General features: G+C 68.5%; 32 protein-coding genes. All 32 read left to right on the top strand.

Annotated elements, in window-relative coordinates; all coding sequences use genetic code 11:
* Window positions 1-11: 11 nt before the first annotated feature.
* The 32 genes from ACZ45O_RS12255 to ACZ45O_RS12100 all read left to right on the top strand — a co-directional run bounded on the left by ACZ45O_RS12255 (window position 12) and on the right by ACZ45O_RS12100 (window position 26,433).
* Window positions 12-371, top strand: a complete 360-nt coding sequence (locus ACZ45O_RS12255) for a flagellar basal body rod protein FlgB (RefSeq protein WP_464853324.1) — start codon at window positions 12-14, stop codon at window positions 369-371.
* Between the two features lie 4 nt (window positions 372-375).
* Complete coding sequence (flgC, locus tag ACZ45O_RS12250) at window positions 376-819, top strand: flagellar basal body rod protein FlgC (RefSeq protein ID WP_464853323.1); 444 nt, start codon at window positions 376-378, stop codon at window positions 817-819.
* A 22-nt stretch (window positions 820-841) separates the two neighbouring features.
* Window positions 842-1,141 (top strand): flagellar hook-basal body complex protein FliE, encoded by a 300-nt coding sequence (fliE, locus tag ACZ45O_RS12245; RefSeq protein WP_464853322.1) that lies wholly within the window; start codon window positions 842-844, stop codon window positions 1,139-1,141.
* Between the two features lie 71 nt (window positions 1,142-1,212).
* On the top strand, window positions 1,213-2,898 hold the full coding sequence (gene fliF / locus ACZ45O_RS12240; protein ID WP_464853320.1) for a flagellar basal-body MS-ring/collar protein FliF: 1,686 nt from the start codon (window positions 1,213-1,215) through the stop codon (window positions 2,896-2,898).
* 3 nt (window positions 2,899-2,901) lie between these two features.
* Window positions 2,902-3,915 (top strand): flagellar motor switch protein FliG, encoded by a 1,014-nt coding sequence (gene fliG, locus ACZ45O_RS12235; protein WP_464853318.1) that lies wholly within the window; start codon window positions 2,902-2,904, stop codon window positions 3,913-3,915.
* Window positions 3,902-4,792, top strand: coding sequence for a FliH/SctL family protein (locus tag ACZ45O_RS12230; protein ID WP_464853316.1), 891 nt, complete (start codon window positions 3,902-3,904; stop codon window positions 4,790-4,792). The genes fliG and ACZ45O_RS12230 overlap by 14 nt, the downstream gene beginning before the upstream one ends.
* Window positions 4,789-6,111: a FliI/YscN family ATPase gene (locus tag ACZ45O_RS12225; RefSeq protein ID WP_464853314.1), complete on the top strand. Its 1,323-nt coding sequence runs from the start codon at window positions 4,789-4,791 to the stop codon at window positions 6,109-6,111. The genes ACZ45O_RS12230 and ACZ45O_RS12225 overlap by 4 nt, the downstream gene beginning before the upstream one ends.
* A 3-nt stretch (window positions 6,112-6,114) precedes the next feature.
* Window positions 6,115-6,567, top strand: coding sequence for a flagellar export protein FliJ (gene fliJ, locus ACZ45O_RS12220; protein WP_464853312.1), 453 nt, complete (start codon window positions 6,115-6,117; stop codon window positions 6,565-6,567).
* Complete coding sequence (locus ACZ45O_RS12215; RefSeq protein WP_464853310.1) at window positions 6,564-7,244, top strand: magnesium transporter MgtE N-terminal domain-containing protein; 681 nt, start codon at window positions 6,564-6,566, stop codon at window positions 7,242-7,244. Before fliJ ends, ACZ45O_RS12215 begins: the two co-directional genes overlap by 4 nt.
* On the top strand, window positions 7,241-8,533 hold the full coding sequence (locus tag ACZ45O_RS12210; protein WP_464853308.1) for a flagellar hook-length control protein FliK: 1,293 nt from the start codon (window positions 7,241-7,243) through the stop codon (window positions 8,531-8,533). Before ACZ45O_RS12215 ends, ACZ45O_RS12210 begins: the two co-directional genes overlap by 4 nt.
* A gap of 13 nt (window positions 8,534-8,546) precedes the next feature.
* Window positions 8,547-8,963 carry a flagellar hook capping FlgD N-terminal domain-containing protein gene (locus ACZ45O_RS12205; RefSeq protein ID WP_464853306.1) on the top strand — a complete coding sequence of 139 codons (417 nt, stop codon included), beginning with the start codon at window positions 8,547-8,549 and terminating at the stop codon, window positions 8,961-8,963.
* A gap of 16 nt (window positions 8,964-8,979) precedes the next feature.
* Window positions 8,980-10,281: a flagellar hook protein FlgE gene (locus tag ACZ45O_RS12200; RefSeq protein ID WP_464853305.1), complete on the top strand. Its 1,302-nt coding sequence runs from the start codon at window positions 8,980-8,982 to the stop codon at window positions 10,279-10,281.
* 40 nt (window positions 10,282-10,321) lie between these two features.
* The gene (locus ACZ45O_RS12195) at window positions 10,322-10,786 is read left to right on the top strand and encodes a flagellar basal body-associated FliL family protein (protein ID WP_464853304.1); all 465 of its coding nucleotides are present in this window, start codon (window positions 10,322-10,324) and stop codon (window positions 10,784-10,786) included.
* A 13-nt stretch (window positions 10,787-10,799) separates the two neighbouring features.
* On the top strand, window positions 10,800-11,180 hold the full coding sequence (gene fliN, locus ACZ45O_RS12190) for a flagellar motor switch protein FliN (protein ID WP_464853303.1): 381 nt from the start codon (window positions 10,800-10,802) through the stop codon (window positions 11,178-11,180).
* Window positions 11,177-11,608: a flagellar biosynthetic protein FliO gene (fliO, locus tag ACZ45O_RS12185; protein WP_464853301.1), complete on the top strand. Its 432-nt coding sequence runs from the start codon at window positions 11,177-11,179 to the stop codon at window positions 11,606-11,608. Before fliN ends, fliO begins: the two co-directional genes overlap by 4 nt.
* Complete coding sequence (gene fliP, locus ACZ45O_RS12180) at window positions 11,601-12,362, top strand: flagellar type III secretion system pore protein FliP (protein ID WP_464853300.1); 762 nt, start codon at window positions 11,601-11,603, stop codon at window positions 12,360-12,362. The genes fliO and fliP overlap by 8 nt, the downstream gene beginning before the upstream one ends.
* 15 nt (window positions 12,363-12,377) lie before the next feature.
* On the top strand, window positions 12,378-12,647 hold the full coding sequence (fliQ, locus tag ACZ45O_RS12175) for a flagellar biosynthesis protein FliQ (RefSeq protein WP_464853298.1): 270 nt from the start codon (window positions 12,378-12,380) through the stop codon (window positions 12,645-12,647).
* Window positions 12,648-12,653: 6 nt separating this feature from the next.
* Window positions 12,654-13,433 carry a flagellar biosynthetic protein FliR gene (locus ACZ45O_RS12170; RefSeq protein ID WP_464853296.1) on the top strand — a complete coding sequence of 260 codons (780 nt, stop codon included), beginning with the start codon at window positions 12,654-12,656 and terminating at the stop codon, window positions 13,431-13,433.
* A gap of 3 nt (window positions 13,434-13,436) precedes the next feature.
* The gene (flhB, locus tag ACZ45O_RS12165; protein ID WP_464853295.1) at window positions 13,437-14,522 is read left to right on the top strand and encodes a flagellar biosynthesis protein FlhB; all 1,086 of its coding nucleotides are present in this window, start codon (window positions 13,437-13,439) and stop codon (window positions 14,520-14,522) included.
* A gap of 27 nt (window positions 14,523-14,549) precedes the next feature.
* Window positions 14,550-16,601, top strand: a complete 2,052-nt coding sequence (gene flhA / locus ACZ45O_RS12160; protein ID WP_464853294.1) for a flagellar biosynthesis protein FlhA — start codon at window positions 14,550-14,552, stop codon at window positions 16,599-16,601.
* Entirely contained in the window at window positions 16,598-17,860 is a 1,263-nt protein-coding gene (flhF, locus tag ACZ45O_RS12155) for a flagellar biosynthesis protein FlhF (RefSeq protein WP_464853293.1), read from the top strand. The genes flhA and flhF overlap by 4 nt, the downstream gene beginning before the upstream one ends.
* 4 nt (window positions 17,861-17,864) lie before the next feature.
* A complete protein-coding gene (locus ACZ45O_RS12150; RefSeq protein WP_464853292.1) occupies window positions 17,865-18,755 on the top strand; it encodes a MinD/ParA family protein in 891 nt (296 codons plus the stop codon).
* Between the two features lie 13 nt (window positions 18,756-18,768).
* Window positions 18,769-19,536, top strand: a complete 768-nt coding sequence (locus tag ACZ45O_RS12145; RefSeq protein ID WP_464853291.1) for a FliA/WhiG family RNA polymerase sigma factor — start codon at window positions 18,769-18,771, stop codon at window positions 19,534-19,536.
* 205 nt (window positions 19,537-19,741) lie between these two features.
* Window positions 19,742-20,395, top strand: a complete 654-nt coding sequence (locus tag ACZ45O_RS12140) for a hypothetical protein (protein ID WP_464853290.1) — start codon at window positions 19,742-19,744, stop codon at window positions 20,393-20,395.
* A 133-nt stretch (window positions 20,396-20,528) separates the two neighbouring features.
* Window positions 20,529-20,828 (top strand): flagellar biosynthesis anti-sigma factor FlgM, encoded by a 300-nt coding sequence (gene flgM / locus ACZ45O_RS12135; RefSeq protein ID WP_464853289.1) that lies wholly within the window; start codon window positions 20,529-20,531, stop codon window positions 20,826-20,828.
* A complete protein-coding gene (locus ACZ45O_RS12130) occupies window positions 20,825-21,166 on the top strand; it encodes a hypothetical protein (RefSeq protein ID WP_464853287.1) in 342 nt (113 codons plus the stop codon). The genes flgM and ACZ45O_RS12130 overlap by 4 nt, the downstream gene beginning before the upstream one ends.
* A 13-nt stretch (window positions 21,167-21,179) precedes the next feature.
* The gene (flgK, locus tag ACZ45O_RS12125) at window positions 21,180-22,526 is read left to right on the top strand and encodes a flagellar hook-associated protein FlgK (RefSeq protein WP_464853286.1); all 1,347 of its coding nucleotides are present in this window, start codon (window positions 21,180-21,182) and stop codon (window positions 22,524-22,526) included.
* Window positions 22,527-22,542: 16 nt separating this feature from the next.
* Window positions 22,543-23,430, top strand: a complete 888-nt coding sequence (locus tag ACZ45O_RS12120) for a flagellin (protein ID WP_464853285.1) — start codon at window positions 22,543-22,545, stop codon at window positions 23,428-23,430.
* A gap of 27 nt (window positions 23,431-23,457) precedes the next feature.
* Window positions 23,458-23,817 (top strand): flagellar protein FlaG, encoded by a 360-nt coding sequence (locus ACZ45O_RS12115; protein WP_464853284.1) that lies wholly within the window; start codon window positions 23,458-23,460, stop codon window positions 23,815-23,817.
* 13 nt (window positions 23,818-23,830) lie between these two features.
* Window positions 23,831-25,663, top strand: coding sequence for a flagellar filament capping protein FliD (gene fliD, locus ACZ45O_RS12110; RefSeq protein ID WP_464853283.1), 1,833 nt, complete (start codon window positions 23,831-23,833; stop codon window positions 25,661-25,663).
* A 25-nt stretch (window positions 25,664-25,688) separates the two neighbouring features.
* Window positions 25,689-26,078: a flagellar export chaperone FliS gene (gene fliS / locus ACZ45O_RS12105; protein WP_464853282.1), complete on the top strand. Its 390-nt coding sequence runs from the start codon at window positions 25,689-25,691 to the stop codon at window positions 26,076-26,078.
* Window positions 26,071-26,433 (top strand): hypothetical protein, encoded by a 363-nt coding sequence (locus ACZ45O_RS12100; protein WP_464853280.1) that lies wholly within the window; start codon window positions 26,071-26,073, stop codon window positions 26,431-26,433. Before fliS ends, ACZ45O_RS12100 begins: the two co-directional genes overlap by 8 nt.
* Window positions 26,434-26,632: the final 199 nt, after the last annotated feature.

The raw sequence follows: 26,632 nt of genomic DNA, 5'->3' as shown, positions 1-26,632 counted from the left end.
GTTGATCGCAGATGATCGGTCGTGACCTGCCGGCCCGCATCGTGGAGCAGGCCATCGACGCGGCGTCGCTCCGGCAGCGGGTGCTGGCCAACAACCTGGCCAACGCCATGACCCCCGGCTTCAAGCGCTCGCGGGTCGATTTTGAAACCGAGCTGGCGCGGGCCCTGGCTGCGGGGACCAACCCCGACCAGGTGCGGCCCGCGGTCGTGAAGGAGACCGACTCCATCGGCCGGCCGGACGGCAACAACGTGGACGTGGAGGCGGAGTCGGTGAAGATGGCCCTCAACCAGATCTGGTACAGCGCCCTGACGCGCCAGATCTCTGACCACTTCCACCGGCTGCGCCTGGTGATCACGGATGGGAGGGGCTAGTTAAATGCGGATGTTTCAGGCCATGGAGGCCAGCGCCTCGGCCCTGACCACCGAGCGCGTGCGGATGGACGTCATCGCCAACAACCTGGCCAACTTCCGCACGACGCGCACGGCCGAGGGCGGGCCGTACCGCCGCCGCACCGTCGTGGTGGAAGAGCGGCCCAATACCTTTGCCAGCGAGCTGGCCCGGCAGGCGGGCCGCCCCGCCGAGCCCGGGCTCGGGGTGCGGGTGGCGCAGATCGTGGAGGATCCGAGCCCCTTCAAGGAGGTCCACGACCCCACGCATCCCGACGCCGACCCGGTCACCGGCATCGTCCGGCTGCCCAACGTGGACCTGCTGCAGGAGATCACCGATCTCATGCTGGCGCAGCGCATGTACGACGCCAACCTCACGGCTTTCAACGCTGCCAAGAGCATGGCCCTCAGGGCCCTGGAGATCGGCCGATAGCCGCTAGGAGAGGAGAACCGCCATGGATATTCAACGGCTGAACGCCATGCTCTCGCTGGAGCCGACGCTTGCGCGCGAGAGCCGGAATGAGGTCCGGGAGGGCGCCTCCTTCGGCGACGTGCTGGCCAACGCCATCCGGCAGGTGGAGCAGGACCAGCGCCACGCGAACGAGATGGCCGTCAGGCTGGCCGCCGGAGAGGTCGAGGACATCGCACAGGTCATGATCGCCTCTGAACGCGCGAGCCTCAGCCTGAACCTCGCCATCCAGGTCCGGAACAAGGTCATCGAGGCCTACCAGGAGATCATGCGCATGACCTTCTAACCAAAGCCTAGACCGTTCCTGCACCAACCTCAGCGGGGGGAGACCACTTGGCTAATGCGGGCTCCGATGTCATGGGGCGCATCAAGCAATACTGGGGCGCGATGAGCCGGCCCGTGCGCTGGCTCACCGTTGGCCTGCTTGTCGCACTGGTCGTCTCTCTCGCTGTGGCCGCCTACCTGAACCGGCCACGGTGGGAGATCTTCTACAAGGCCAGCGATCCGGCGGAAGTCACCACGCTGGTGGAGCACCTGGACGCCCTGGGCGTCCCCAGCCGCATCACCGGCAACGGCCTGGTTATCGAGGTGCCCGCCAAGGAGCGCAGCGCGGCCAACTTGGCGAAGGCGCAGGCCGGCCTGCCCAGCGCCGGACACGTGGGTCTTGAGATCTTCGCCCAGCCCCAGTTCGGCGCGACCGAATTCGACCGCCAGGTGAACTACAAACGGGCTACCGAGGGAGAGCTTTCGCGCTCCCTGATGCGCATTGCCGACATCGAATACGCGAAAGTAAATCTTAACATACCCGAAAAATCCGTCTTCGTGCGCGATCAGGAGCAGCCGTCGGCTGCCGTCCTCGTGCAGGTCCGGCCGGGTCGCACCCTCGACAGCGACAACGTCACGGCAATCATAAATTTTGTAGCGAGTTCCGTCGAGGGGCTGACGCCAGACCGGGTGACGGTGGTGGACAGCCAGGGCCGGGAGCTGCGGCCCGCCAGCGAGGACACGGAGCGGCTCGATGCCGAGGCGCTGGCCTTCCAGCGGCAGCGCGAGCAGCAGCTCACGCAGCGGCTGCTCTCGGTGCTGGAGCCGATCTTCGGCCCGGGCAACGTGGCCGCCACGGTGACCGTGGAGCTTGACCACCAGTCATCCCGCACCGAGGAGCGCATCGTCGGGCAGGGCGTGCCCGTTGCCACCCTGTCGGAGCGGTCCGGCTCCCAGACGCAGGGCACGAGCACCGAGACCCCGCCGGCCGTGCCGCCGGCGACCGGGCAGGACCAGACCGGGACCACGGCGCCCGCGGTGCCCATCTACCAGGAGCCCAGCGTCTCCACGGAGTCCGGCGAGTCCTACCAGAGCCGCACCGAGACCCATTACGACGTCGGAGAGCGGAACCAGATCACCGTGTCGCCGGCCGGCTCGGTCAAGCGGGTCACCGCGGCGGTCACCATCAACCAGGACACCCTCACCCAGTCCGAGATCGACCTGATCCGCCAGCACGCGGCCAGCGCCATCGGGGCGCAGCTTTCTGACGTGACCGTCCTGGCCATGTCCTTCCGGCCCACGGCCCAGGCGGAGGTCACGCCGCCGGCGCCCGAGGCCGCTTCCGGCACCCGGCTGTTAGACGCGAAGACCCTGGCTGTCGGCCTCGCCATTGCGTCGTTCCTGCTGATTCTGGCCGCACTGCTCACGCGCCGGCGCGAGCCCGAGCCCGAGTTCGCGCTGCCGGGCCACCCGGCGGTGGGCACGGCCCTCGACGTGGCGCTGGGGCTCGACCGGCCGCTGCCCGTCGAGGAGGCCGCAGCCGCGGCCGAGGCGCCCGAGGCAGCAGCCGCCGAGCCGGGCGAAGAGAAGGATATGGAGGAGATGACAGCCGCGGAGAAGTTCGAGGAGGTCATGAAGCGGCGGCGGCCCCCGCGGCAGCCGCTGGATCCGGAGGATTTCATGGACGACGACATCCTGGCCGACATCGACGTGCTGCTGGAGCAGGCGCCCGAGGCCTGCGCCGAGGTCATTCGGCAGTGGCTGAAGGGAGGGATCTAGCGCTTGGCAGACCGTGACCAGAAGCTGACCAGCCGGCAGAAGGCGGCGATCTTCTGCATCAACATCGGGGCCGAGCGCTCGGCCAAAATCCTGAAGCACCTCCGGGACGACGAGATCGAGATGCTCACCGTGGAGATCGCACAGTCCCGCAAGGTCACGCCCGAGGTGCGCGACGAGGTTCTGACCGAGTTCATCATGGTAGCCACTGCTGACAAACACATTCGCACGGGCGGCATCGATTATGCCCGTGAGATGCTGGAGAAGGCCCTGGGGCAGGAGCGGGCGCGCGAGATCCTGACCCGGCTCACCTCCCACCTCCGGCGCCGTCCCTTTGACGCCGTACGGCACACCGACCCGATCCACCTGGCCTCCTTCCTGCAGAACGAGCACCCGCAGACCGTCGCCGTCATCATGGCCCACCTCGACGCCGACAAGGCGGCGCAGGTTCTCCTGGGGCTCCCGCCCGAGCGGCAGGCCGACATCCTCCGCCGGGTGGCCACCCTCGACCGCACCTCCCCCGAGATGCTGCGCGAGGCGGAGAAGGTCCTGGAGCGGAAGGCCTCGGCCATCGTGAGCCAGGAGTCGACCGCGGCCGGCGGCATCAACTGGGCGGTGGAGGTGCTCAACCGGGTCGACCGGACGACCGAGAAGTCCATCATGGGGCTGCTCTCGGCCGACGACCCCGACCTGGCCAGCGAGATCGCCCAGCGCATGTTCCTCTTCGACGACATCGTCAACCTCGACGACCGCACCGTACAGCGGGTGCTGCGCGAGGTGGACATGAACAAGGATCTGCCGCTTGCCCTGAAGGCCGCCAAGGAAGAGGTGTGGCGCAAGATCATGAACAACATCTCGAAGCGGGCGGGCGAAGCCCTCAGGGAGGCGGTGGAGTACCTGGGCCCCGTGCGCATCCGCGATGTGGAGGAGGCGCAGGCCCGCATCGTCGCCCTGATCAGGCGGCTTGAGGAGTCCGGCGAGATCCAGATCGCCAGGGGTGGTGCAGATGAGTACATTTAAGTCGGGAAAGCTCCCGCCCGGGGTGGAGGTGCGGGCCCCCTCGTGGCCGCAGCTCACGCCGCCCCCGCCGCCCCCGCCGACGCCTCCCAGCCCGCCGAAGCCGGTGCGGCCCCCGGCGCCCCCCACTGAGGTGGCCAGGGCCCAGGCCGAAGAGGCAGAGAGGGTGCTGGACAACGCGCGGCTGGAGGCCGCCCGCATCCTGCAGTCCGCGGCCGAGGAGGCCGAAGCCGCGCAGGCCGCCGCCCGGGAGGAGGGCTTCGAGCAAGGCCGCCGGGAGGGTCTGGCCGCCGGCAGGGCCGAGGCGGAGTCCCTGCGGCGGGAGGCTGAGCTGGCCCTGGAGAACGCCCGGCTGCAGGGCGAGACCATCCGACAGGAGGCCGAGAAGGAGGCCGCCGTGACCCGCCTGGAGGCGGAGTCGGCGGCGGAGAAGCTGCTGGCCGACGCCAGGGAAGAGGCGCACCGCATCATCGACGAGGCCCGCCAGCGGGCCGAGCGGCTGGTGCAGGAGCGGCTGGAGCAGTCGCAGGAGGCCCTGGTGGCGCTGGCGGTGGCCGCGGCCACCCGGCTGGTGCAGGGCCACCTGGCCGTCGAGCCCCAGTCCGTGGTGCGGATGGTCGCCGCCGGACTGCGCCTGGTGAAGGATGCCCCGGCCACCGTGCGGGTAAACCCGGAAGACCTGCCCCTGCTGGAGGCCCAGCGCTCCACCCTGGAGCGGGAGCTGGGGGCGGGAGCCCTCACGCTCACCCCGGACCCCGGCATGGAACGCGGCAGTTACACGGTGCAGACGCCGGTCGGCCAGGTGGACGGCACCCTGAAGCAACAGACCGACCGGCTGGAGGCCGCCGTGAGGGCGGCCCTGGGAGGGTCTGAGCAATGACGGCCGCGCTGCCCTGGGCCGATGTGCAGCGGGCGGTGGAGCAGGTGGAGTTGCTCTCCGTTGTGGGCAGGGTGACCGGCGCCGCCGGGCTCATCATCGAGTCGGCCGGCCCCAGAGCCAAGATGAACGAGCTCTGCTGGCTGCAGGGCGATGGCCGCAAGGTGGCGGCCGAGGTGGTCGGCTTCCGGGAAGACCGGCTGCTCCTGATGCCGCTGGGCGAGACCGACGGGCTCCGCCCCGGCTGGGAAGTGGTGGCTACCGGCGGCCCCCTGCAGGCGCCGGTGGGACCCGGGCTGCTGGGCCGGGTCATCGACGGACTCGGCAACCCCATTGACGACAAAGGGCCCCTGGAAGGTTGCGGCACCCGCCCGGTCATCGGCCCGGCCCCCGACCCCCTGGCCCGGCAGCGCATTCACCGGCCGGTCAGCCTGGGCGTGCGGGCCCTCGACGCCCTGATCACCGTGGGCATGGGCCAGCGCATCGGCATCTTCGCCGGGTCGGGCGTCGGCAAGTCGACCTTGCTGGGCATGGTCGCCCGGGCCACCGCGGCCGACTGCAACGTGATCGCCCTGGTGGGCGAGCGCGGGCGCGAGGTGCGGGAGTTCATCGAGAAGGACCTCGGCGAGGAGGGGCTCAGGCGGTCCGTGGTGGTGGTGGCCACTTCGGAGCAGCCCTCGCTGGTGCGCATACGGGCCGCGCTCATGGCGACGGCCATCGCGGAGTACTTCCGGGACGTGCACGGGCTGAACGTGATCCTGATGATGGACTCGGTCACGCGCCTGGCCCACGCCCAGCGGGAGGTGGGCCTGGCCATCGGGGAGCCGCCGGCGACCCGGGGCTACACCCCGTCGGTCTTCGCCATGCTGCCCCGGGTGCTGGAGCGCTCGGGCACCGGCCCCACCGGCAGCGTGACCGGCGTTTACACCGTGCTGGTGGACGGCGACGACATGAACGAGCCGGTGGCCGATGCGGTCCGGTCGATCCTCGACGGGCACGTGGTGCTCTCGCGGAAACTGGCGCACGCCGGCCACTACCCGGCGATCGATCCGCTCCAGTCGGTGAGCCGGGTCATGCCCGACGTCACGACGCCGGAGCACCGGGCGCAGGCCCAGCGGCTGCGTGCGCTCCTGGCGGCCTACCAGGAGGCTGAGGACTTGATTCAGATCGGCGCCTACCAGCGCGGGACCAACCCGCTGGTGGATGAGGCCCTGGCCAAGATGGACCAGATCAAGCACTTCCTGATTCAGCCCGCGGACCAGCCCAGCACGATGGAGGAAGCCCTGCAGGGGCTCGCGGCGCTGTGCGGGGAGGATGCATAACCGATGAAGCGGTTTCGCTTTCGGCTGCAGCGGCTGCTGGAGATCCGGCAGCAGGAGACCAAGGTCGCGCTGAACAACTTCGCCCAGGCCCGCCTGGCGACCCAGGCGGCTGCGAAGCGGCTGGAAGTGGCCGCCGCCCAGCGGGCGGCCTCGGCGGAGCGGCTGGCAGCCCGGCGCCAGGGGCGCATGACGGTGCAGCAGTGGCGCCAGTCGGCCGAGATGCACGAGGCGCTGGTAGCCGCCGAGTGGCTGGCGGCGGAGCGGCTGGCGGCCGCGCAGCAGGAGGAGGAGCGCCGGCGGCGGGAACTGACTGAGGCCGAGCGGCGCGAGAAGGTCCTGGAGCGGCTGCGTGATCGCCGGGCGGCCGAGTGGCGGCAGGCCATGGCGGCCGCAGAGCAGGCGGCCATTGACGAGATGGCGCAGACTGTCTACCGGGAGGGAGGTGGCCGACGATGAGCGCTGTGGCACCGGAGCTGAGCGGCGCCCCCGAGGAGGAGGAGGCGCCGAAGCGGCGGAGGCTGCGCTTTCCCCGGCTGCGACGGCGCCGTGAGGAGGGCGGTGCGGATGCAGAAGCAGAAGCAGAAGCCCCGCCTGAGCCGAGAAGGCGGCCCCGCCGCCGCCGGCAGCCACCGTCCATCGCAGCGTATCTCACCCTGTTCGCCCTGCTCACGGGAGCGGCGGCGATTGCGCTCCACCTTTACCCCGGCCTGATCCCCGGCCTGGAGCCGGCGGCGACGGCCCCGGAACCCGCGCCGGCGGATGCGGCAGCCTCCGCCGAGGAACTGCAGCGGGCGGTGGACCTGGCCCGGAAGCAGGCCGAGCTGACGACCCGGGAGGCCGACCTGGCCGAGCGGGAAGCGGCGCTTGCAGAGCGGGAGGCGCAGGTGGACGAGCTCCTCAGGGACCTGGGGGTGACCGGCCGGCGGAGCGACACGGCCGTGCGCACCGCCCGCCTCCTGAGCGAGATGCCCCCTTACCGGGCAGCAGCCCTGCTGGGTGAGATGGGCAACGGCACCGCCGTGGAGATCCTGCGGCTGATGACCACCGACGACGCGGCGGCGATTCTGGCGGCGATGGAGGAGAACCGGGCAGCCGCGCTGCTGCAGGCCTATGCAGAGGAGGTTGGACCGTGACTCTACCTGTTGTGAGTCCGGGCGGAGCGCCCCAGCCGCCGGTGGGCGCCCCGAGGGAAAGTGGGCGCAGAGACGAGGCTTCCCAGGCCGAAGGCACCTTCGCGGCGCTGCTGGCTGCGCTGGCGCCCGCGGCGACGCATCCTGATGCTGCCGCGGGGGAGGCGCCGGTCGCCTTCGAGGGCCAGCCGCACGTGACCGGGGCCGGACTTTCGGGTTCGGTGCAGGCGCTGCTGGGCCTCCCGCGTGAGGGGGGCGGTCAGGCGGCCTTGCCGCCGGCGCTGGCGGCGGACGCCGCCTCCGCGGACGGCCAGGGCGGGACGGCCCCGGCGGCCCAGAGCGGATGGCCAGGCGAACCGGTCATCGAGTGGCAGGCCGTGGTGGACCAGATCGTGACGGACCAGCCCGCGGAGCAGGATCCAATCAGAGACCTGCTGCGCATGCAGGGGCCGGAGCCCTTCGGCGGCAAGGCCGGTCCCCCCGGCACAGGCGGACCGGGCCAAGGTGATGCGACGACGCTGATTCAGGAGGGCCCCGTGGCAGACGGGGCGGCAGCCTCGGGCGATGAGGCGGCGCCGGCGGCCCGGCCGGTCGAGGTTCCCGGTGGGCAAGCGGGGGCCGGCGAGGTGGTTTCCGCTCAGCCGGGGCTCACCGCCCGGCCCGGGATCCCCGTCGGAGAGGCGGCCCCTGCCGGTGAGGGAGCGCCCGCAGACGACGGAGGCTTGGCCGGGGAGGGGCGCCAACCTGAGGCGGTGTCCCGGCCGGTCCAGGACGTGGCGCCGGCCCCTGCGCCTGACCCCGCGGGCGGGGCACAACCGGTTGCCGGGGCCGCGGTTGCCAGGGGGCTGGAGCGGCTCACAGCCGGCCGGCTGCAGGCAGAGCAGGTGATGGCGGAGCTCGCCCGCACAGTGCCCGAACTGCCGGACGGCCAGTACCGGCTGACCCTGCGGCTGCATCCCGAACACCTGGGCGAGGTCCGGCTGGAGCTTCACCTGAACGGACGCGACGTTTACGCCGCCATGGAGGTCGTGAGCAGCGACGCCCGCCAGGCCCTGGAGAGCCGGGGCGAGCAGCTCCGGCAGGGCCTGAGCGATGCCGGGTACAACCTGGCCGGGTTTGACGTCGCCACCGGCGAGGGTCGGCAGGCCCGCCACGGCGGCGCGGAAGAGCCGGCGGGGTGGTCCCGTCCCACCGGCCGGAGCCGCGGGCGGCCCGAGGCCGCGGCGGCGCCGGCGGCGGGCGTCAGGCCGGCTCCCGGCCCCAGGAGCGGGCGGCTGGACACCTTGGCGTAGGAGGCGGTAAGCGATGAGTGTGGACGGCATCAACGGGACTCAGGCGAGCACGGCCTCCGGCGCCGCAGAGGCGGCTCAGCAGAGAAAGGCCGACCAGCTCGGCAAGATGGACTTTCTTAATCTGCTGGTGACCCAGCTTCGCTACCAGGATCCGCTCAACCCCATCGACGACCGGGAGTTCATGGCGCAGCTCGCCCAGTTCTCCGCCCTGGAGCAGATGACCGAGAACGTGCGCTGGGCGCGGATGAGCTACGGCCTCAGCCTGGTCGGCGCTGCCGTGAAGTACTGGGGCTACGAGGGGAAGCCCGAGGTCGGCATCGTGCACGCCGTGCGCATTGACAGCGGCGAGCCGCTGCTGAACCTGGGGAACCGGGAGATCAAGCTGGACCAGGTGATCGAGGTCGCACCGGTCAGCACGGACCACGAATAAGGGGAGGTAGTCTGGAATGCGTTCGCTTTACTCTGGCGTGTCGGGTATCCGGAGTCATCAGACCCGAATGGACGTGATCGGCAACAACATCGCCAACGTCAACACCACCGGCTTCAAGGCCAGCCGGGTGACCTTTACCGATGTGTTCAACCAGACGCTCTCCTCGGGTTCGGTCCTGACCAACCCGCAGCAGATCGGTCTGGGCGTGGCCGTGGGCTCCACGGACCTCATCACCGACAACGGCCCCCTCCAGATGACCGGTCGGTCGCTGGATCTGGCCATTTCTGGCGACGGGCTCTTCGTCGTGAAGGGCGCAAACGATGAGATCCTGTACACCCGGCTGGGTGCGTTCGACTGGAGCGCTGACGGCTACCTGTTCATCCCGGCCCTGGGGATGCGGGTTCAGGGCTGGATGGCCGATGCCGACGGCCAGATCGGCCGGACCGACCGGGCCACCATGACCGACATCCAGATCGTCCGTGGCGACATCTCCCTGCCAGCGGCGACGCAGAATGCCACGTTCAAGGGCAACCTGGACGCCGCGGCGAACGTCAACGACTCCTACATCACTGCCATGACGGCGTACGACAGCCTGGGCCGGCCCATCAGTATCGCCCTGCGCTTCACGAAGACCGACCAGGGCTGGACCGTGGAATACCAGCACGACTACAGTGATCCCGTGGACCCCGACGATCCGACCCAGGGCAAGGAGTGGACGGAGGCCATGTACGAGAGCGCGCCCGTGCTCCTTGCGTTCAACACGGACGGCACGCTGGCGATCGACCCTGACAATCCGGAGACCTACCTTGCGGAACTGATCATCACCGATCCCGACGGTAACGCCGCGCCGCTCCGCATCGAGGTGGACTTCAGCAAGGTCACCCAGGCCTACGACGCCAGCACGGGCCCCGGGGAGTCCAAGTCGTCGGTGGAGATCAACACCGTCGACGGGCGGGGCATGGGTACCCTGGCTGCCGTTTACGTCAACGAGTTCGGCGTCATCACCGGGCGCTACACCAACGGCGCCACCAAGGTCCTGGCGCAGATCGCCCTGGCCAACTTCAACAACCCCGGCGGCCTGATCAAGGAAGGCAGTTCCACCTTTGCCGAGTCGCCGGCCTCGGGCGTCGCGCAGATCGGCGCTCCGGGCTCGGGTGGCCGTGGAACCCTGGTGCCGGGCAACCTGGAAGGCTCCAACGTCGACCTGGCTGCGCAGTTCACCGAGATGATCCTGACCCAGCGGGGCTACCAGGCCTCGGCGAAGCTGGTCAGCACGGCCGACGACATGCTGCACGAGATCATCAACCTGAAGCGGTAGGCGCGGGTTCCTGCCGACTAACGACAAGAGGAGACTTCGCATGAACCGAGGGCTGATTACCGCGCTCGTCGCCGCCGTGGTCATCCTGGCGGTCGGCGTGGCAGGTCTCACCACCTATGTCTTCTTCTTCATGCCGCAGCCCGGAGGGGCCGTGGCCGCCGGCGGGGGCAGCAGGACGACCGTAGCGGCAGGCGACCCTGTGCTCGAAGCGGCGTATTACGAACTCGACCAGTTTGTGACCAACCTCGCGGACAAGGATCGCCTGCGCTACATTCAGTTCAGCGTGGCCCTGGGGCTGCGTAGCGCGCGGTCGGAAGAGCTTGCCAAGGAAGCCTCCCCCCAGGTGAGGGACGTCGTGCTGAGCCAGGTCCGGGAGCTGACCGCGCAGGACCTGAGCGGGGCCGACGGGAAGGAGCGGCTGGCCGAGGCCATCAAGGAAGGGCTTGACGCCATCCTGCCCGGCCACGTGACCCGGGTGTACGTGACCGACATGGTGATCCAGTAAGGAGGGGCGATCGATGGCCAAACAAGGACTGACCCAGGAGGAGATCGCCGCCCTCTTCGCCCAGGCACGCCAGGGTGAGCAGGAGCCGCAGGCGGCCGCCTTCCCCTCCCTGAACCCGGAAGGGTCGGCCGAGGGGGATCCGTCGCCGCTGGGGCTGCTCGCCGACGTGGAGCTGGAGCTCACGGTGGAGCTCGGCCAGAGCCGGCGCAGCCTGCGGGAGATCCTTGCGATGGGCCCGGGCTCGGTGCTGGAGCTGGACAAGCACGCCGGTGAGGCGGTCGATCTGCTGGTCAACGGCCAGCTCGTGGCCCGCGGGGAGGTCGTGGTGATCGGCGAGAACTATGGCGTCCGCATCACCGAACTGATCAACCCCGAGGGGAGCCCCGGCCGATGAACGGCACGGAGGAGCTGCTCCAGTCATCGCCGGTGAGCGGCACGGGGAGCCTCCTCGTCTACCTGCTCGCCTCGCTTCTGGTGATCGCGCTGGCCTTCGTGACGGTGCGCTGGCTGGCCCGGTGGCAGTTTCAGTTCACCCGCGGCCGGCGGATGCGGGTGCTGGAGGGGCTGGCCGTGGGCCGCGACCGGCACCTGCTGCTGGTGCAGGTGGGGCAGGAGATCCTGCTCTTGGGCTCCACCGAGGGCTCCATTCGGCTCATCCACCGCATCGACGATCCGGAGCTGGTGGCGGAGTGGCTGGCGGAGTCCCGGCCTGAGCGGGACTGGGGCCCCACCAGCTTCGCGGGTGCGGAGGGCGCGGTGCGGGCCAACCTGGAGCGCATGCGCGCCCTTCTGGCGCGGAAGGGAGGGGGGCGCCATGAGTAGCGGGCGGATCCTCCGCCGGCTGCTGATCGTCGCGGCCCTTCTGGCGCTGGCGGCGCCGGTGGCGCAGGCCCAGCCGCTGGAGATCCCCACCTTCGACTTCATCCGGCCGGCCGAGACCCCCCAGGAGGGGCTGCAGACGATGCAGCTGCTCCTGCTGCTCACGGTGCTCACGCTGGCGCCGGCCATCGTGATCCTGTGCACCTCCTTCACACGCATCATCGTCGTCTTCGGCTTCATCCGCACCGCGCTGGGGCTGCAGCAGACGCCGCCGAACCAGGTGCTCATCGGCCTGGCGCTCTTCCTCACCGCGGCGGTGATGATGCCGACATTCGGCGAGATCAACGAGACGGCCATTCAGCCCTATCTGGCCGGGGAGATCGACCAGGTGGAGGCCATCGAGCGGGGCGCCCTGCCCCTGAAGGAGTTCATGCTCAGGCAGACCCGGGAGGCGGATCTGGGGCTGATGCTGGAGGTGAGCGGTCAGCCGGCGCCCGACGGGCCCGAGGATGTCAGCTTCTTCACCGTCGTGCCCGCTTTCGCCATCAGCGAGCTCAAGACCGCGTTCACCATGGGCTTCCTGATCTACCTGCCCTTCATCATCATCGACCTCATCACGGCCAGCCTCATGATGTCGCTGGGCATGATGATGGTGCCGCCCACCCTGATCTCGCTGCCCTTCAAGGTGCTGCTCTTCGTGCTGGTGGACGGCTGGCACCTCGTGGTGGAGTCGCTGATCCGAAGCTTTACGGGATAAAGGGGGCGACCGCAGTTGACTCCGGAGTTCGCCCTGGACCTCGCGCAGGAGGCGGTGCGGACCGCCCTGTACGTGGCGGCCCCCGTCATCGGGCTCGGTCTCCTGGTGGGCCTCCTGATCTCGCTCTTCCAGGCCACCACCCAGGTGAACGAGCCGTCGCTCCAGTTCGTGCCCAAGATTCTCGCGGCGGTGGCCGGCCTCATCGTGTTCGGGCCCTGGATGCTCACCAACCTCATGGATTTCGCCCGGCGCATGATAGCCCTGCTGCCCGCGATGGTGCGATGACGCCCAATGGAACAGCTCTACGCGCAGCTCGCCGCACTCCTGCTGGGCGCCTCACGGGCCATGGGCATCTTCACCGCAGCGCCTATCTTCTCCACCCGGTTCGTGCCGTTTCAGGTGCGGGTGGCCCTCAGCTTGCTGCTGGGCTTCTTCCTCAGCCCGGTCATCGAAGTGGCCCCGGGCCGGACCGAGGGGGTAAACCTGCTGCTCGCCGCGCTGGTGGAGCTGGTGGTCGGCCTGGTCATCGGCTTCCTCTGCCTGCTGTTCGTCAGCGTCATGCAGATCGCCGGGGCGGTGATCGACCTCGAGATGGGCTTTGCGCTGGCCGGCCTCTTCGACCCGCTCACCGGCCAGGGCGCCACTTTGCTGGGAAACCTGTTTCAGACGACGGCCCTGCTCTTCTTCCTCGGGCTCGACGGCCACCACTGGCTGATCCGCACGTTTGCGCAGAGCTACGCCCTGGTGCCGGCCGGCGGACCGGTGGAGGGAGCCGTCAGCGCGCTCTACGTCGCCCGCCTCTTCGGCGACCTGCTGGCCCTGGCCATTCAGCTCATCCTGCCCTTTGTGGCGGTCATGCTGCTCACCATGGTCGCGTTCGCGGTGCTGAACCGGGCCGTGGCGCAGCTCAACATCTTCGCCATCGGTCTCGGCACCAAGACCTTCGTGGGGCTCCTGATGCTGGTGCTGCTGCTGCCGTTCTACGGCCGGCCGCTGACGGCCCTGTTTGAGGCCGGCTTCCGGGAGGCCCTGCGGATGCTCGAGCTCATGCGGGCCGTACCGGGGGGGTAAGCCATGGAACTGCAGCTCTTCGCGGAGCGCACCGAGGAGCCAACACCCCGAAGGCTGCGCAAGGCGAGGGAGGAAGGCCGCGTCGCCCGTTCCACCGACCTGGTGGCGGGCATGGGGCTGGTGGCCGCCACCCTGGCCCTGCGGGGGATCGGGTCCTTCAGCGTGGCGCAGCTCACCGGCGGTATGGTCACCACGTTCGAGACGCTGCGGCCGGTGGAGCTGACCCCCGAGACCATCGCCGTCATCATGCAGGACTGGGTGCTGCTCCTCCTGCGCGCGGTGCTGCCCATCGCCCTGGTGGTGCTGGCCATCGGCGTCGTCGTCGGCACCCTGCAAACCCGCTTCAACTTCACCCTGCGGACCCTGGTGCCCAGGTTTTCCACGCTTAACCCCATCACCGGGCTCAGCCGCATGTTCTCTCTCAGGACCCTCACCGAACTCCTCAAAGGGCTGATCAAGCTCACGGCGATCGGCTACATCGCCTACCGGAGCGTCCGCGATCTGGTGCCGAAGTTTCCCAACCTGATGGCACAGACCGTTCCGGCGGGGCTCAGCGCCATTGCCGACATGGTGCTCGACGTGATGCTGGCCGTGGGCCTGGCCTTCCTTGCCATTGGCGTGCTCGACTACGGGTACCAGTACTGGGAGTTCCGCCGGTCGCTGCGCATGACCAAGCAGGAGGTCAAGCAGGAGCACCGGGAGCAGGAGGGGGCGCCGGAACTGAAGTCCCGGCAGCGGCAGCGCATGCGGGAGATGGCCATGCGGCGCCGGGCCCTGGTGGAAGTGCCCAAGGCCGACGTGGTCGTCACTAACCCGACCCACTTCGCCGTCGCCCTGAAGTACGAGGCGGCCAAGGACGCAGCGCCCCGGGTCGTCGCGAAGGGCGCCGACCTGCTGGCGCAGGAGATCAAGAAGATCGCCCGGGCGCACGACGTGCCCCTGGTGGAGAACCGGGCCCTGGCCCGGGGGCTCTACTACGACGTCGAGGTCGGGCGGCTCATACCCCCCGAATACTACCAGGCCGTAGCCGAGGTGCTGGCCTTTGTCTACAACCTCCGGCGGCAGAACCGGCAGGCCGGTCAGGAATAAATCCGCTGACACCGAGGTGAGAGAGCTGTGACCAACCCAAGCGGCGCCCCGTCGATCCGGGTCTCAGACGTCGCCGTGGCCGGCGCCATGGTGGCCATGGTCACCCTGCTCATCGTGCCCCTGCCCGAGTTCGTGGTGGACCTTCTGCTCACGTTCAACATCGCGGCGGCGGTGGTGATCGTGCTGGTCTCTATCTTCAGCAACGAGGTCCTCCAGTTCTCGTCCCTGCCGACCCTGCTGCTCATCACCACCCTGTTCCGTATCACGCTCAACATCTCCACCACCCGCCTCCTGCTCACCACCGGCGAGGCGGGCGAGGTCATCCGCCGCTTCGGCCAGTACGTCATCGGCGGCAACACGGTGGTCGGACTCATCGTCTTCCTCATCCTGATCATTGTGCAGTTCATCGTGATCACTAAGGGTGCCGAGCGGGTCTCCGAAGTGGCGGCCCGCTTCACGCTCGATGCCATGCCGGGCAAGCAGATGTCCATCGACGCCGACCTGAACGCCGGCCTCATCACCGAGGCCGAGGCCCGGGCCCGGCGACGGCAGATCGAGCGGGAGGCCGACTTCTACGGCGCCATGGACGGCGCTACCAAGTTCATCAAGGGCGACGCCATCGCCGGCCTGCTCATCGTCTTCATCAACCTGCTGGGCGGCTTCATCATCGGCATGCTCCAGCACGGCATGACTTTCCAGGAGGCCTGGGGCCACTTCTCGCTGCGCACCGTGGGCGACGGCCTGGTGACCCAGATCCCGGCCCTCTTGATCTCCACCGCCGCCGGCATCGTGGTGACCCGCGCGGCCGACGAGTCCAGCCTCGGTATCGAGCTCACCCGCCAACTGGGCGGCGACCCGAAGCTGCTCATGCTGGCGGGCGGCCTCATGATGGCCCTGGGCGTCATCCCCGGGCTGCCCACTGTGCCTTTCTTCGTCATCGGTAGCCTGATCCTGGGCATCGGGGCCATCGGCTCCCGCTACCAGCGGAGGCAGCTCGCGGCCGAGGTGCCCGAGCCCGAGCCGCTGCCCATCACCAACGACATGCTGCCCGAGACCAGGGTGCAGCTCACCCCGGTCGACCCGCTGGAGGTGGAGCTGGGCTACGCCCTGGTGCCCATGGCCGAGCCGGGCCGGGGCGGCGACCTGCTGGACCGGGTGGTGGCCGTGCGCAAGCAGGTGGCGGCCAACCTGGGGCTCCTCCTGCCCTACATCCGGGTGCGGGACAACCTCGCGCTGGACCCGTATCAGTATGTCATCAAACTGCGGGGCATCGAGGTGGGCTCCTACGAGCTGCAGCCCGACCGCTACCTCGCGATGGACCCGGGCGGCCTCGATGAGACCGTGCCCGGCCAGCCCACGGTAGAGCCGGCCTTCGGCCTCCCGGGGCTCTGGATCTCGCCCGCGGACAAGCAGCGGGCTGAGCTGATCGGCTACACCGTGGTCGACCCGGCCTCGGTGCTGGTGGCGCACCTCACCGAGGTCATCAAGGAGAACGCGCACCAGCTCCTGGGCCGGCAGGAGGTCAAGGGCATGGTGGACATGGTGAAGGAGACCCACCCGGCCCTGGTGGAGGAGCTGACACCCCGCCTGCTGAGCCTGGGCGAGATCCAGAAGGTCCTGCAGAACCTGCTGGCCGAGAGCGTGCCCATCCGCGATCTGGTGCTGATCTTCGAGGCACTGGCCGACTGGGCGCCGGTCACCAAAGACCCCGACCAGCTCACCGAGAAGGTGCGTGTGGCCCTGGGGCGGACCATCGTCCACCACTTCGAGCTGGGGCCGGTCATCAAGGCCATCACCCTCGCGCCGGACGTGGAGCAGCGGCTCACCGCCGCCGCCGAGAAGCGGGGCCCCGCGCCCGGCCTCGACCCGCAGCTCGCCCAGGCCGTCATCGAGGGCATCGGGCGGGAGGCGCAGAAGATGGCGCAGGCGGGCCACACCCCCGTGCTGGTCTGCTCGCCGGCCCTGCGGCCGGTGATCCGGCGCATCGCCCAGCACACCTACCCGCGGTTGATCGTGCTCTCCTATGCGGAGCTGGATCCCAAGCTTGAGATCGAGTCGGTGGGGGTGATCCGTGCATGATGCAAGTGAAGAAGTACATGGCCCCCACGTATGCGGAGGCCCTCATTCTGGCCAAGAACGAACTCGGCACCGACGCCGTCATCGTCGAGAGCCGCAAGGTACGGGTGGGAGGCATTTTCGGCCTGTTCGGCCGCGAGATGACCGAGCTCACCGTCGCGGCCGACGAGCGGCCGCAGCCCTATCGGGGGAACCGCCCCGCGGCCCGCGGTGCGGCGGCGCCCCGCCCGGCGTCCCCCGTCCGCCCGGCGCCGTCAGCAGGGGTTGCGCCTGCAGACGGCCAGGCACCCGCTTCCGGCACGGCGGCAAACGCGTGGGCCGCGGCTCCCGGTGCGGCCTCTGCGTGGCCTCCGGCTTCCGGTGCGCCCGCCCCGGGGCCGTCCGGCGCGGCGTCGCCTGGCAGCGCCGACCTGGCCGGCCTGCGCCGGGAGATGGCCGAATTGAAGCAGGCCGTGGCCCGGCTGGTGGAGGCGCGGCCCGACCCCGCGGCCCTGCTGGAGCTGAAGGGCTACGGCCGCAAGGTCTACGATCGGCTGCTGGACGCGGGCGTGGCGGAGGGACTGGCGCTGGCCATCGCCAGGAAGGTGGGCACCCACGGCACGAAGGGCCGGGCGTTGCTGCGGGCAGAGCTCAGCCAGATCATGGGTCCGGGCGCGCCGATCAAGGTCGCGCCGGGCCTGCGCCGGGTGGTGGCGCTTATCGGCCCCACCGGCGTGGGCAAGACCACCACGCTGGCCAAGCTGGCTGCGCACTTTGCCCTGGAGCAGGGGCTGAAGGTGGGGCTGATCACGTCCGACACCTTCCGCATCGCCGCCGTGGACCAGCTGCGCACCTACGCGGATATCCTCTCCGTTCCCCTCTACACGGTGGAGCGGCCCACCGACGTGCGCCACGCCCTGGCCCACAACGCGGATGCCGACCTGGTGCTGGTGGACACCGGTGGCCGGAGCCACAAGGACCACGAGCGGATGGCGGAGCTGCAGGAACTCCTGGGCGAGGCGCAGCCTGACGAGGTCCACCTGGTGGTGTCGCTCAACACCAACCCGCGGGACGTCCGCCGCATGCTGGAGCGCTACCTCCCCCTGGGCGTGAACCGCTTCATCTTCACCAAGGCTGATGAGACCTCTGCTCCGGGGCTCATGCTGAACATCCGGGCACAGTTTGATGTACCGGTCTCCTACGTGACCGACGGCCAGTCGGTGCCCGACGACCTGATGCCCGCAGATGCCGTCGATTACTCCAAACTCTTCATGGGGGCGTAGCCCGATGTTCGATCAAGCCAGCCGTCTGCGTGAACTGGCCGCTGCCTACCGGAGACAGGCCGCCGGCCTGGCTTCCCGCCGCTTCGAGGCCATCGCGGTCACCAGCGGCAAGGGCGGCGTCGGCAAGACCAACGTGGCCGTGAACCTCGCGCAGGTGTTGGCACAGGCCGGCCATGAGGTGCTGCTGATGGACGTGGACCTCGGCCTGGCCAACGCAGACATCCTGCTGGGCACGGTTCCCCCGTACCACCTGGGCCACTTCCTGCGCGGTGAGGTGGACATCCTGCAGGTGATCCACCGCACGAGCACGGGCCTGAAGCTCATCGCCGGCGGCTCGGGCCTGGTGGAGCTCGGAAACCTGACGGCAGGCCAGCTGCGCCCGATCCTCCGGTCGCTGGAGCGGCTGGAGGGTGAGGCCGAATACCTGATTCTGGACACCGGCGCCGGGGTGGGCGACGCGGTGCTGGAGTTCGCCCTGGCATCGAACCAGGTGCTGGTGGTGACCACGCCGGAGCCCACCGCCATGGCCGATGCCTACACGATGATCAAGGCCCTGGTCTCCCGGGATGACCGGGCGCGCATCCGGCTCGTGGTCAACCAGGCAGAGCGGCCGGAGGACGCGCAGCGGGTGGCCGAGCGCATCGCCACCACGGCCCGGAACTTCCTGGGCGTGGAGGTGGCGCACGTCGGCACGATTCCCCGGGACCCCCACGTGTGGCAGTCTGTACGCCGCAAGGTGCCCTACGTGCTGGGCTACCCGGCCTCGCCGGCGGCCCGGGCGATGGAGGCCATGGCGGCCAGGCTGTTGGGGGAGCCGGCCCCGGCGGTTCCCACGCCGGGTTCGTTCTTCAGCCGGCTGGCCGGCCTTTTCGCCCGGCGCAGCAGCAGCCTGTAGAGGAGGGATCACCGTGACCGTGCAGCACCTGGAGCTGTGGCGGCGCTGGCGGCAGAATCACGACACGGCTGCACGCGACGCCCTGGCCCAGCACTACCTGTGGCTGGTCCGCTACGTGGCGGGCCGGCTGATGGTGGGCCTGCCGGCCCACGTGGACCAGGCCGATGTGGAGGGTCACGGGTGCTTCGGGCTGCTGGAGGCAATTCAGCGCTACGACCCCGACCGGGGGGTGCGGTTTGAGACCTTCGCCATCCCGTGGATCCGCGGCGCCTGCCTGGAGGGGCTCCGGGCGATGCAGTGGGCCCCGGCCCTGCGCCGGCGGGTGCGGCAGCTCGAGAGGGTGCGGGACGAGCTGATGGGCATCCTGGGCCGCGAGCCCTCCGCCGCCGAGCTGGCCGAGCAGATGGGGATCTCGGTGGAGGAGGCGGAGAGGCGGCTGCAGGAGGCAGGAACGCTCGCCGTGCTCTCGCTGGACGAGGCGCTGGCGTTCGACGACGGCGAGACCACGGCGCTCGCCGACCGGGTGGCCGACGACGAGGCGGTGGACCCGGAGCTGGAGAGCCAGCGGGCGGAGCGGCGCGAGGTGCTGGCCCGGGCGATTGCCTCGCTGTCGGAGCAGGAGCAGCTGGTGATCGCGCTGATCTACCAGGAGGGGCTGATCGCGAAGGAGGTCAGCGAGGTCCTGGGGCTCTCGCAGGCCCGGATCTCGCAGGTGCACAGCAAGGCGATCCTGCGGCTGCGGGGGAAGCTGTCGCGGATGAAGAAGGACCTTGTTTCGTGAGCTGTGAGCGGCGGGTCGTGGGCTGTGAGACCGGATCGGGAGGCGTTTGCTGTGTTGTCGTGGGTCCAGCACCCATGGCGGATACGTGACGCGACTCCCTCTGGCTGTTCGTCCTGAGCCTGGAGGTCCCGCGAGCCTGCTGCCCGAGGCGGTTTCGACAGAATACAGAATGTAGCAGGTTGCTTTGTGCCTGAGGGGGTAGCCCATGCAGACTGTTCTCTACGTGCTCCTGGCGCTGGTGGCGATTGGCGCGCTGGCCTACGCCTTCTACCAGGTGACGGTTCGGCAGCAGCGCATGCTCGCGGAGATCACCCGCCTGGAGCGGCTGACGGCCGAGGTGACGATGAGCGCTGAGGCGCTGCTGGATGAGATCGACCAGCGGATGGCGCGACTGAACGAGCTGGCTGCGCAGATGGAGATTCGGATGGTCGCCGACCTGCAGGCTGAGGCCCAGGCGCAGGTAAAGGCGCAGCCGGAGGACAGGGCCGTTGCGCAGGAGGTATCCGGGCGCGCACTTGAGCATGAACGCATGACGCAGCCCGGTAGTAAGACCGAACCCGAGCCTGGAGCCGAGCCCGAGCCGGAGGCCACGCCGGCCCCGCAGAAACCGAAACGGGCGCGCAGGGCCGGGGCTGGGTCCAGGAGCCGGGCGGCCGCAGGCCAGCCGAGCCCCGATTCGCAGGAGACTCAGGAGGCGCCGCCTCAGGACGCCGGCGACCGGTACGGCTCGGTGCGGGACGCCGTGTATCGGCTGGCTGACGAGGGGAAGGGTGTGCTGGAGATTGCCGAGGCCCTGCAGCTGCCCAGGGGCGAGGTCCAGCTCATGCTGAACCTGCGGGGCAGGGTTCCGCGGGCGTGACGAATTCGGGTGAAACCGTGCGCATGGCCGCGATATTCGGCCGAGAGCGCGCTTAATGCGAAGATGATTGACTTAACTTTGCGGCGTCTGCGTGCCATGTAATAGTGAAGACCCACGAGAGGTTGTGGCCTGCATGCGAATCGACGGACCAAGAATTACCGGTGCGGTGGGGCTCAACCGCGCGAACCGGCAGAAAGCGAATGAAGCACGGGCCCGCGCGAGGGAGGCCGCGGGAGCGCTGCGCGAGGACAGCCTCTCTCTTTCGTCGCGCGCGCTTCAGGTGCGCGACATGAAGCCCGCGCTCAACGTCTTGCCGGCGGTGCGGGTTGACCGGGTCAATCAGCTCCGGGCACAGATTCAGAGGGGAGAGTATCAGGTCGACCCTGAGAAGCTGGCCGACCTCCTCTTGCGCATGCGGGTGGTGGAGCCATGAGCGCGACGGCACTGTTGCAGGAAATGATCGCACTGACCCGTGCGCAAATCGACCACGTGATTGCCGGCGACGTCAGGGCCATCACGGAGGGGGCGGCTGAGCAGGAGCGGCTGCTCCGGGAACTGGAGACCGCCGAGATCGACGCCGAGCCGGCAGAGATCCGCCGTCTGCACGATGAGCTGCGGGCCGAGACGGAGCGGCTCACCGCCCTGCTCCACATGGAGAGCGGACGGGTCGACTTCCTGCTGCGGCTGCTCCTGGGCGGCAACGAGACCAGGAATCCCGGGTACCCGTCCGGCAAGGGGCGCGGCGGATCCCTCCTGAACCGGCGGGCATGAGGAGGCTGGATAGATGATCAAGGGGCTGAACACGGGCTTCAACATTGCCACAAGGGCGATGCAGTCTGCCCAGTGGGCGATGATGCTTCATACCAAGAACATCACGAATCACAATAATGAAAGCTATACGCGGCAGACGCTGGAGAATCCGGTCGATCCCACAGGCCGCCTGCCCCATGTGGCGCGCGTGCGGGACATCTTCGTCGACCATCAATACCGCATCGTTGCGGCCGCCGCCGGCGAGGCCGAGACGATTCTCGAGATGTGGCGGAGGGTGGAAGAGATCTTCGGCGATCCGATTGAGGGCGGCATGGGCCAAGCCATCGACCGGCTCTTCGACAGCTTCAAGGCGCTTTCGGAGAACCCGTCGGACGTGACCGTGCGGCTCGAGGTACTGGCGGCTGCCAACGATTTTACGCAGAACTACAAGTTGATTATTTCGCACCTGAACCAGGTGCGCGACCTCATCGATGAGGAGATGACGGCGCTGGTCGCCGACATCAACACCAATCTGCGGGCTGTGCGGGACCTGAACGCGCGGATCGCAGTGCTCCAGCACTCCGGTGAGACCGACGCCGACCTGCAGGACCAGCGGGACAAGCTCCTCGACGAACTCGCCGCCCAGACCGGCGCCGTGCCCACCTTCCTGTCTGACGGTACGGTGCGGGTCATGATCGGCGCAGTGCCGGCCGTGGATGGTCTTTACCTGAACCAGCTGGAGCTGGTCGAGGGGCCCGACGGCCTCACGCCTGTCTGGGTTGGCAAGGACGTGCCCCAGTACGATGGCGGGGGCAAACTGCGGGGCCTGCTCTTCATGCGCGACACCGAACTGGACGCTGCCATCGCCGAACTGGACACGTTTGTGAAGGACCTGGCCAAGGCGGTGAATGAGCTGCACCGCACCGGCTACGGCTTTGAGGAGGCCGGCGACGGCTCCGACCTGGACTTCTTCCTGGTGCAGGACGATGTCATCGGCTCCGTCGTCGTCAACCCAGCCGTGACACCCATGCGCATCCGCGCGGCGGCGGCCAGTCCGGCGCTCCAGATGGATGGGCGGATCGCCGACGCCATCTACCAGCTCTCCGAGGGGCTGGTGGCGGGCGACAGGAGCACCAGCCCGATCGTCCGCTACCGCAACCTGGTGGGCCTGATCGGCTCGAAGACGGCGCAGGCGGACCGCGAGGAGACTGTGGCGGCGTCCCACCTGCGCACCATCAAGGAGACGCGCTCCTCCAAGTGGGGCGTCTCGGTGGATGAAGAGGTAGCGGGCCTGACGCAGCAGCAGAAGGCCTTCGCCGCTGCGGCCCGGGTCATTCAGATGATCGACGAAATGCTTGACGTGTTGATCAACATGGTCTAGTAAGGGGGGATGCACGGTGCGAGTGACCAACTGGATGCTGCTCAACGCGGCGGTCTACGACCTGGGAGCCCTCCGCGAGAAGTATATGGTGGCCCAGAAGAAGGTGAACGGTCGCACCCTGGAGCGCCCCTCTGACAACCCCCGGGCGGTGGTGGAGGCCATCGACCTCATGGGTGCCAAGGTGCGGTTCGAGCGGGCGCAGGAGGCCATCAGCCAGTCGAAGGAGTGGCTGGCGGCCGCGGAGACGAGCATTTCGACAATGCTTGATTTGCTCCAGTCTGCACATGAGACCGCCGTCCAGTTCGGCTCTCCGGCCAGCCTGGAGCCCGCTGCTGCAGAGAACCTGGCAAAGCAGATCGAGGCACTGCGGGATGGACTGAAAAAGGAGTTGAACGCCCGGCACCGCGATTACTACCTGTTCTCCGGGTGGTCGACGGACGTCCAGCCCTATCCCGACGACGGGGCCGGCGGCGTTACCTACGCCGGCGGCGTGGACCAGGTCCTGGAGCGGGAAATCGCACCGGGCTACCGCATCAAGATCACCGTGGCCGGGAACCGGCTGCCGGGCACGATCATCAAGGACCTGACCGATATGGCCAACGCCATGCGGGCAGGCGATGTCGAGGCTGTTACGACCACGTACCTGGACAAGGTCATTGCCGCCTCGGACCGGCTTGTCGCGCTCCGTTCTGAACTGGGGCTGAGCTATCAGCAGGCAGAGCAGTATGAGAACTACGCCCGCGATGGTCTCGTGAACGTGCAGGACCGGCTGGGGAAGGTGAGCGGTGGGGACCTGGCCGAGGCGGTCCTGCAGATGACAGAGGCCCAATCGGCGTATCAGACGGCCATCGCCGCCTTCGCGAAGGCGCTGCCGGTTAGTCTGCTGGACTACATGTTGCGGTAAGGGGAAGCCCCTGGAGGAGGGTAAGGCATGCGTGTGACAGGTTCCACGGAAATCATGGCGGACCGGTCTGTCCGGATCGGCGCGCCTCAGCAGCGCCCCGCCGACGCCGTCCGCGGTGCGGATCAGGTGGCTGTGGGCGCGGAACAGGAAAAGGCGGCGGTGCTGGAACGCGACGTCCTGGAGCGCATCGCCGATCGCATGTCCTCGGCCGCAGAGTCGCTCCAGACGGCGCTGCAGTTCAAGGTTGTCTACGGCAACCGGGTGATCATCCGGGTGGTGAACAGCGTCTCGGGCGAGGTGCTGAGCGAGTTCCCCCCCGAGCGCCTCGTGGAGGCCTTCCGCGAGATGCGCGAACTGCTGGGGTTGTTGGTCGACGAGAAGGTGTAGGAGGTGAGAGCGCATGAGCCGGCTCGGCCTGAGCGGTCTCATTTCCGGCGGAAATACCAGCGCCCTGATTGAAAAGATCCTGGAGCTGGAACTGGAGCGCATCGCGAACCGGGAACGGGATCAGCAGAAGCTGGAGAAGAAGCAGCAGGCCTGGCGGGATCTGCGGTCGGCCCTGACCAGCATCCAGTCCAAGCTGGACAGCCTGCGGCTTCCGTTCGTCTATCGTTCACGCAAGGTTACCCTGACCGATGACTCCGTCGCCAACATCAGCGCCGCCCAGGGGTCGGCGCTCACCAGCTACTCGCTGGCGGTCACCAGCCTCGCACAGACCCATGTGATCAGCCAGAGCGAGGACCGGGCGGTGGCCAATCCGAACGCGCAGCTGGGGGTCAGCGGAACGTTCCGGATCGGCAATGATCCCGCGGATCTCAAGGAGATCAATGTGGAAGCGGAGGACACCCTGCACTCCCTGGCGGACAAGATCAACGCCGCCAACGCCGGTGTCCGCGCGAACGTCATGAAGATGGGCGCGGACAGTTACCGCATCGTACTCACCTCTGACGCCTCCGGTACGGCCAATGCGATCCGGCTGGAGGAGGTGGCCGGCACACCGCTGCAGGCGCTGGGCTTTACCACGTCGGACGGCGCCTTCGCCAACGAGCTTTCGATGGCGAAGGATGCGGTGTTCACGCTCAATGGCATCGAGTACGTGCGCGCGACCAACACCGTGGACGATGCCGTCCCGGGCCTCACCATCACCCTGAAGAAGGTGACGGGCGCCGAGAACCCCGTGCAGTTGACGGTGGAGCTGGATCCGGACAAGGTGCTGGAGAGCGTGAAGGGCTGGATCAACGCCGTCAACTCCGCCCTCGACCTGATGGCGAAGTTGACCCGGTACGATACCGAGACCGGCGAGGCGGGCCCACTGAGCGGGGAAAGCCAGGTTCGGCGGCTGCAGAGCAGCTTGCGGTCCATGATCACCAACCAGGTCAGCGGCCTTCCGCACGGCTGGCGCACGCTGATGGACATCGGCATCTCCACCGGCGCGTACGGCTCGGCGGATTACGGCAAGTTTGTCATTGACGAGGAGAAGTTCAAGGAGGCGCTGGTCAAAGACGCCGAGGGGGTCGCCACCCTCTTCGGCGCGATGCGGACCAATCCGGCCCTGGAGCCGGGTACCACGATCACGGTCACCGGCACGACGGATGGAGTGGGCCGCCTCACCGACCTGATCAACGGCGTGACCGACAGCGACCGGTTCGGCTCCACCGGCGGTGGCTGGGAAGGCGTGGGCGCTCCGACGCCCGACGATCCTCATCAGATCGAGATCACGTTTGCCACGGCCAAGACTATCGATCAGATCACCTTGTACCAACCGGCCAATCTTGCCACCCTCAAGGCGTTTACGCTGGAGTACTGGGACGAAACGCTGGGTAGCTGGCAGGTGCTGGCGACGGAGACAGATCACACCGGGAGCATCTACGGTGCCAGCTTCGATCCGAAGACGACCACCCGCATCCGGCTCTCAGTGACGGCCACCCACGGCGACGGCCCCGTGAGGCTGACCGAGATTCAGGTGGGGCAGTACAACCGCGGCGCGGCCGCGGAGATGCACAGGTATTTGCGTGGGCTCCTCGATGTGGAGACCGGTGTGGTCGAGCATCGGGAGAAGACGCTGGCGGATCAGATCAAGCGGATCAAGGACACGATCAGCCGACTGGAGGAGCGGCTGACCGCGCGGCAGCTGCAACTGGAAGCCCAGTTCGCCCGAATGGAGGAGGCCATGGCCAGGCTGCAGGCGCAGGGTGCCGCGTTTGCCGCCATGCTGTTTGGCTCCTACTTCTAAATCACGACGTCGGGGGAGGACCAACGTGAACGGGCTAAACCAATATCGGACGTACCAGGCAGAGACGGTCGCCCCGGAAGACCAGATCTCGCTGCTGTACGAAGGGGCGCAGCGCTTCATCGACAAGGCGGCAGCCGCGCTGGAGCAGGAGCGCTACACCGAGGTCAGCGAGAACGTGGGCAAGGCCCAGCGCATCTTCGCCGAGCTCTCTTCGGCCCTCAATCCCGAGGCAGGGGAGATCGCGGCGAACCTCGCACGGCTCTACGAGTACTGGAACTGGCGGCTCAGCCAGGGGCTCATTCGCAAGGATGTGTCTGCTCTCCGCGAGGTTTCCGCCACCGTGGGCGACATGGCCAGCGCCTGGGCCGAGGCGGCGCGCCAGGTCCGGATTGAGCGCGCGCACGGCCGTGACTGAGGAGCTGCGCCGGGCGCTTGCGGCTGCCTTCGCGCTGGGCGAACAACTGCTGGCGGAACTCCAGGGGCAGCCGACTGAGGCGGGCCTGGCGGCCGTGGAACGGCTCGTACGTGAGCGGGGCGAGGCGGTGCAACGCGCGCAGGAGCTGTTCAGGGCAGAAGACCGGGAGCGCTTTCGCGATGTACTGGAGCAGCTGTTGGAGCAGCAGCGCGCCCTGGACGGGCGGATGAAACAGTGGCTCTCCCAGTTTCGCGCGGCAGCCGATGCCACTCGGCAGTCCCGGGCTACGACAGACGGGGTACGAAAGGTCCTGGGCTCGACCCCGCCGGCCCGCCAGATCGATGTGCGCCGCTAGGATGAGGCATCGTTTTCAAGTAGGGCCAAATTCGGGAGCATAGGCGAGGATATAAAAGGAAGGGTAACGTAATCAACACCAACGGGGGTAAGAAGCGATTAACTTCCCGGCGTAACCCGTTCATACATGAGATAGTCAGTGGGTAGGGGCACCGGCCCGGCCGGCAGGGAGGACGCGCCCATGCCCACAGATTACAGAT

The sequence above is a fragment of the Symbiobacterium turbinis genome (genome assembly GCF_055383075.1).
The sequence above is the reverse complement of the archived record's forward strand: the minus strand, read 5'-3'. Positions and strand labels throughout refer to the sequence as shown.

Excerpts from the sequence above, each read along its gene's own strand:
- ACZ45O_RS12255 (WP_464853324.1), top strand. The coding sequence starts at position 12 with ATGATCGGTCGTGACCTGCCGGCCCGCATCGTGGAGCAGGCCATCGAC.
- flgC (WP_464853323.1), top strand. The coding sequence starts at position 376 with ATGCGGATGTTTCAGGCCATGGAGGCCAGCGCCTCGGCCCTGACCACC.
- fliE (WP_464853322.1), top strand. The coding sequence starts at position 842 with ATGGATATTCAACGGCTGAACGCCATGCTCTCGCTGGAGCCGACGCTT.
- fliF (WP_464853320.1), top strand. The coding sequence starts at position 1,213 with ATGGGGCGCATCAAGCAATACTGGGGCGCGATGAGCCGGCCCGTGCGC.
- ACZ45O_RS12230 (WP_464853316.1), top strand. The coding sequence starts at position 3,902 with ATGAGTACATTTAAGTCGGGAAAGCTCCCGCCCGGGGTGGAGGTGCGG.
- ACZ45O_RS12225 (WP_464853314.1), top strand. The coding sequence starts at position 4,789 with ATGACGGCCGCGCTGCCCTGGGCCGATGTGCAGCGGGCGGTGGAGCAG.
- fliJ (WP_464853312.1), top strand. The coding sequence starts at position 6,115 with ATGAAGCGGTTTCGCTTTCGGCTGCAGCGGCTGCTGGAGATCCGGCAG.
- ACZ45O_RS12215 (WP_464853310.1), top strand. The coding sequence starts at position 6,564 with ATGAGCGCTGTGGCACCGGAGCTGAGCGGCGCCCCCGAGGAGGAGGAG.
- ACZ45O_RS12205 (WP_464853306.1), top strand. The coding sequence starts at position 8,547 with ATGAGTGTGGACGGCATCAACGGGACTCAGGCGAGCACGGCCTCCGGC.
- ACZ45O_RS12200 (WP_464853305.1), top strand. The coding sequence starts at position 8,980 with ATGCGTTCGCTTTACTCTGGCGTGTCGGGTATCCGGAGTCATCAGACC.
- ACZ45O_RS12195 (WP_464853304.1), top strand. The coding sequence starts at position 10,322 with ATGAACCGAGGGCTGATTACCGCGCTCGTCGCCGCCGTGGTCATCCTG.
- fliN (WP_464853303.1), top strand. The coding sequence starts at position 10,800 with ATGGCCAAACAAGGACTGACCCAGGAGGAGATCGCCGCCCTCTTCGCC.
- fliO (WP_464853301.1), top strand. The coding sequence starts at position 11,177 with ATGAACGGCACGGAGGAGCTGCTCCAGTCATCGCCGGTGAGCGGCACG.
- fliP (WP_464853300.1), top strand. The coding sequence starts at position 11,601 with ATGAGTAGCGGGCGGATCCTCCGCCGGCTGCTGATCGTCGCGGCCCTT.
- ACZ45O_RS12170 (WP_464853296.1), top strand. The coding sequence starts at position 12,654 with ATGGAACAGCTCTACGCGCAGCTCGCCGCACTCCTGCTGGGCGCCTCA.
- flhB (WP_464853295.1), top strand. The coding sequence starts at position 13,437 with ATGGAACTGCAGCTCTTCGCGGAGCGCACCGAGGAGCCAACACCCCGA.
- flhF (WP_464853293.1), top strand. The coding sequence starts at position 16,598 with ATGATGCAAGTGAAGAAGTACATGGCCCCCACGTATGCGGAGGCCCTC.
- ACZ45O_RS12150 (WP_464853292.1), top strand. The coding sequence starts at position 17,865 with ATGTTCGATCAAGCCAGCCGTCTGCGTGAACTGGCCGCTGCCTACCGG.
- ACZ45O_RS12140 (WP_464853290.1), top strand. The coding sequence starts at position 19,742 with ATGCAGACTGTTCTCTACGTGCTCCTGGCGCTGGTGGCGATTGGCGCG.
- flgM (WP_464853289.1), top strand. The coding sequence starts at position 20,529 with ATGCGAATCGACGGACCAAGAATTACCGGTGCGGTGGGGCTCAACCGC.
- ACZ45O_RS12130 (WP_464853287.1), top strand. The coding sequence starts at position 20,825 with ATGAGCGCGACGGCACTGTTGCAGGAAATGATCGCACTGACCCGTGCG.
- flgK (WP_464853286.1), top strand. The coding sequence starts at position 21,180 with ATGATCAAGGGGCTGAACACGGGCTTCAACATTGCCACAAGGGCGATG.
- ACZ45O_RS12115 (WP_464853284.1), top strand. The coding sequence starts at position 23,458 with ATGCGTGTGACAGGTTCCACGGAAATCATGGCGGACCGGTCTGTCCGG.
- fliD (WP_464853283.1), top strand. The coding sequence starts at position 23,831 with ATGAGCCGGCTCGGCCTGAGCGGTCTCATTTCCGGCGGAAATACCAGC.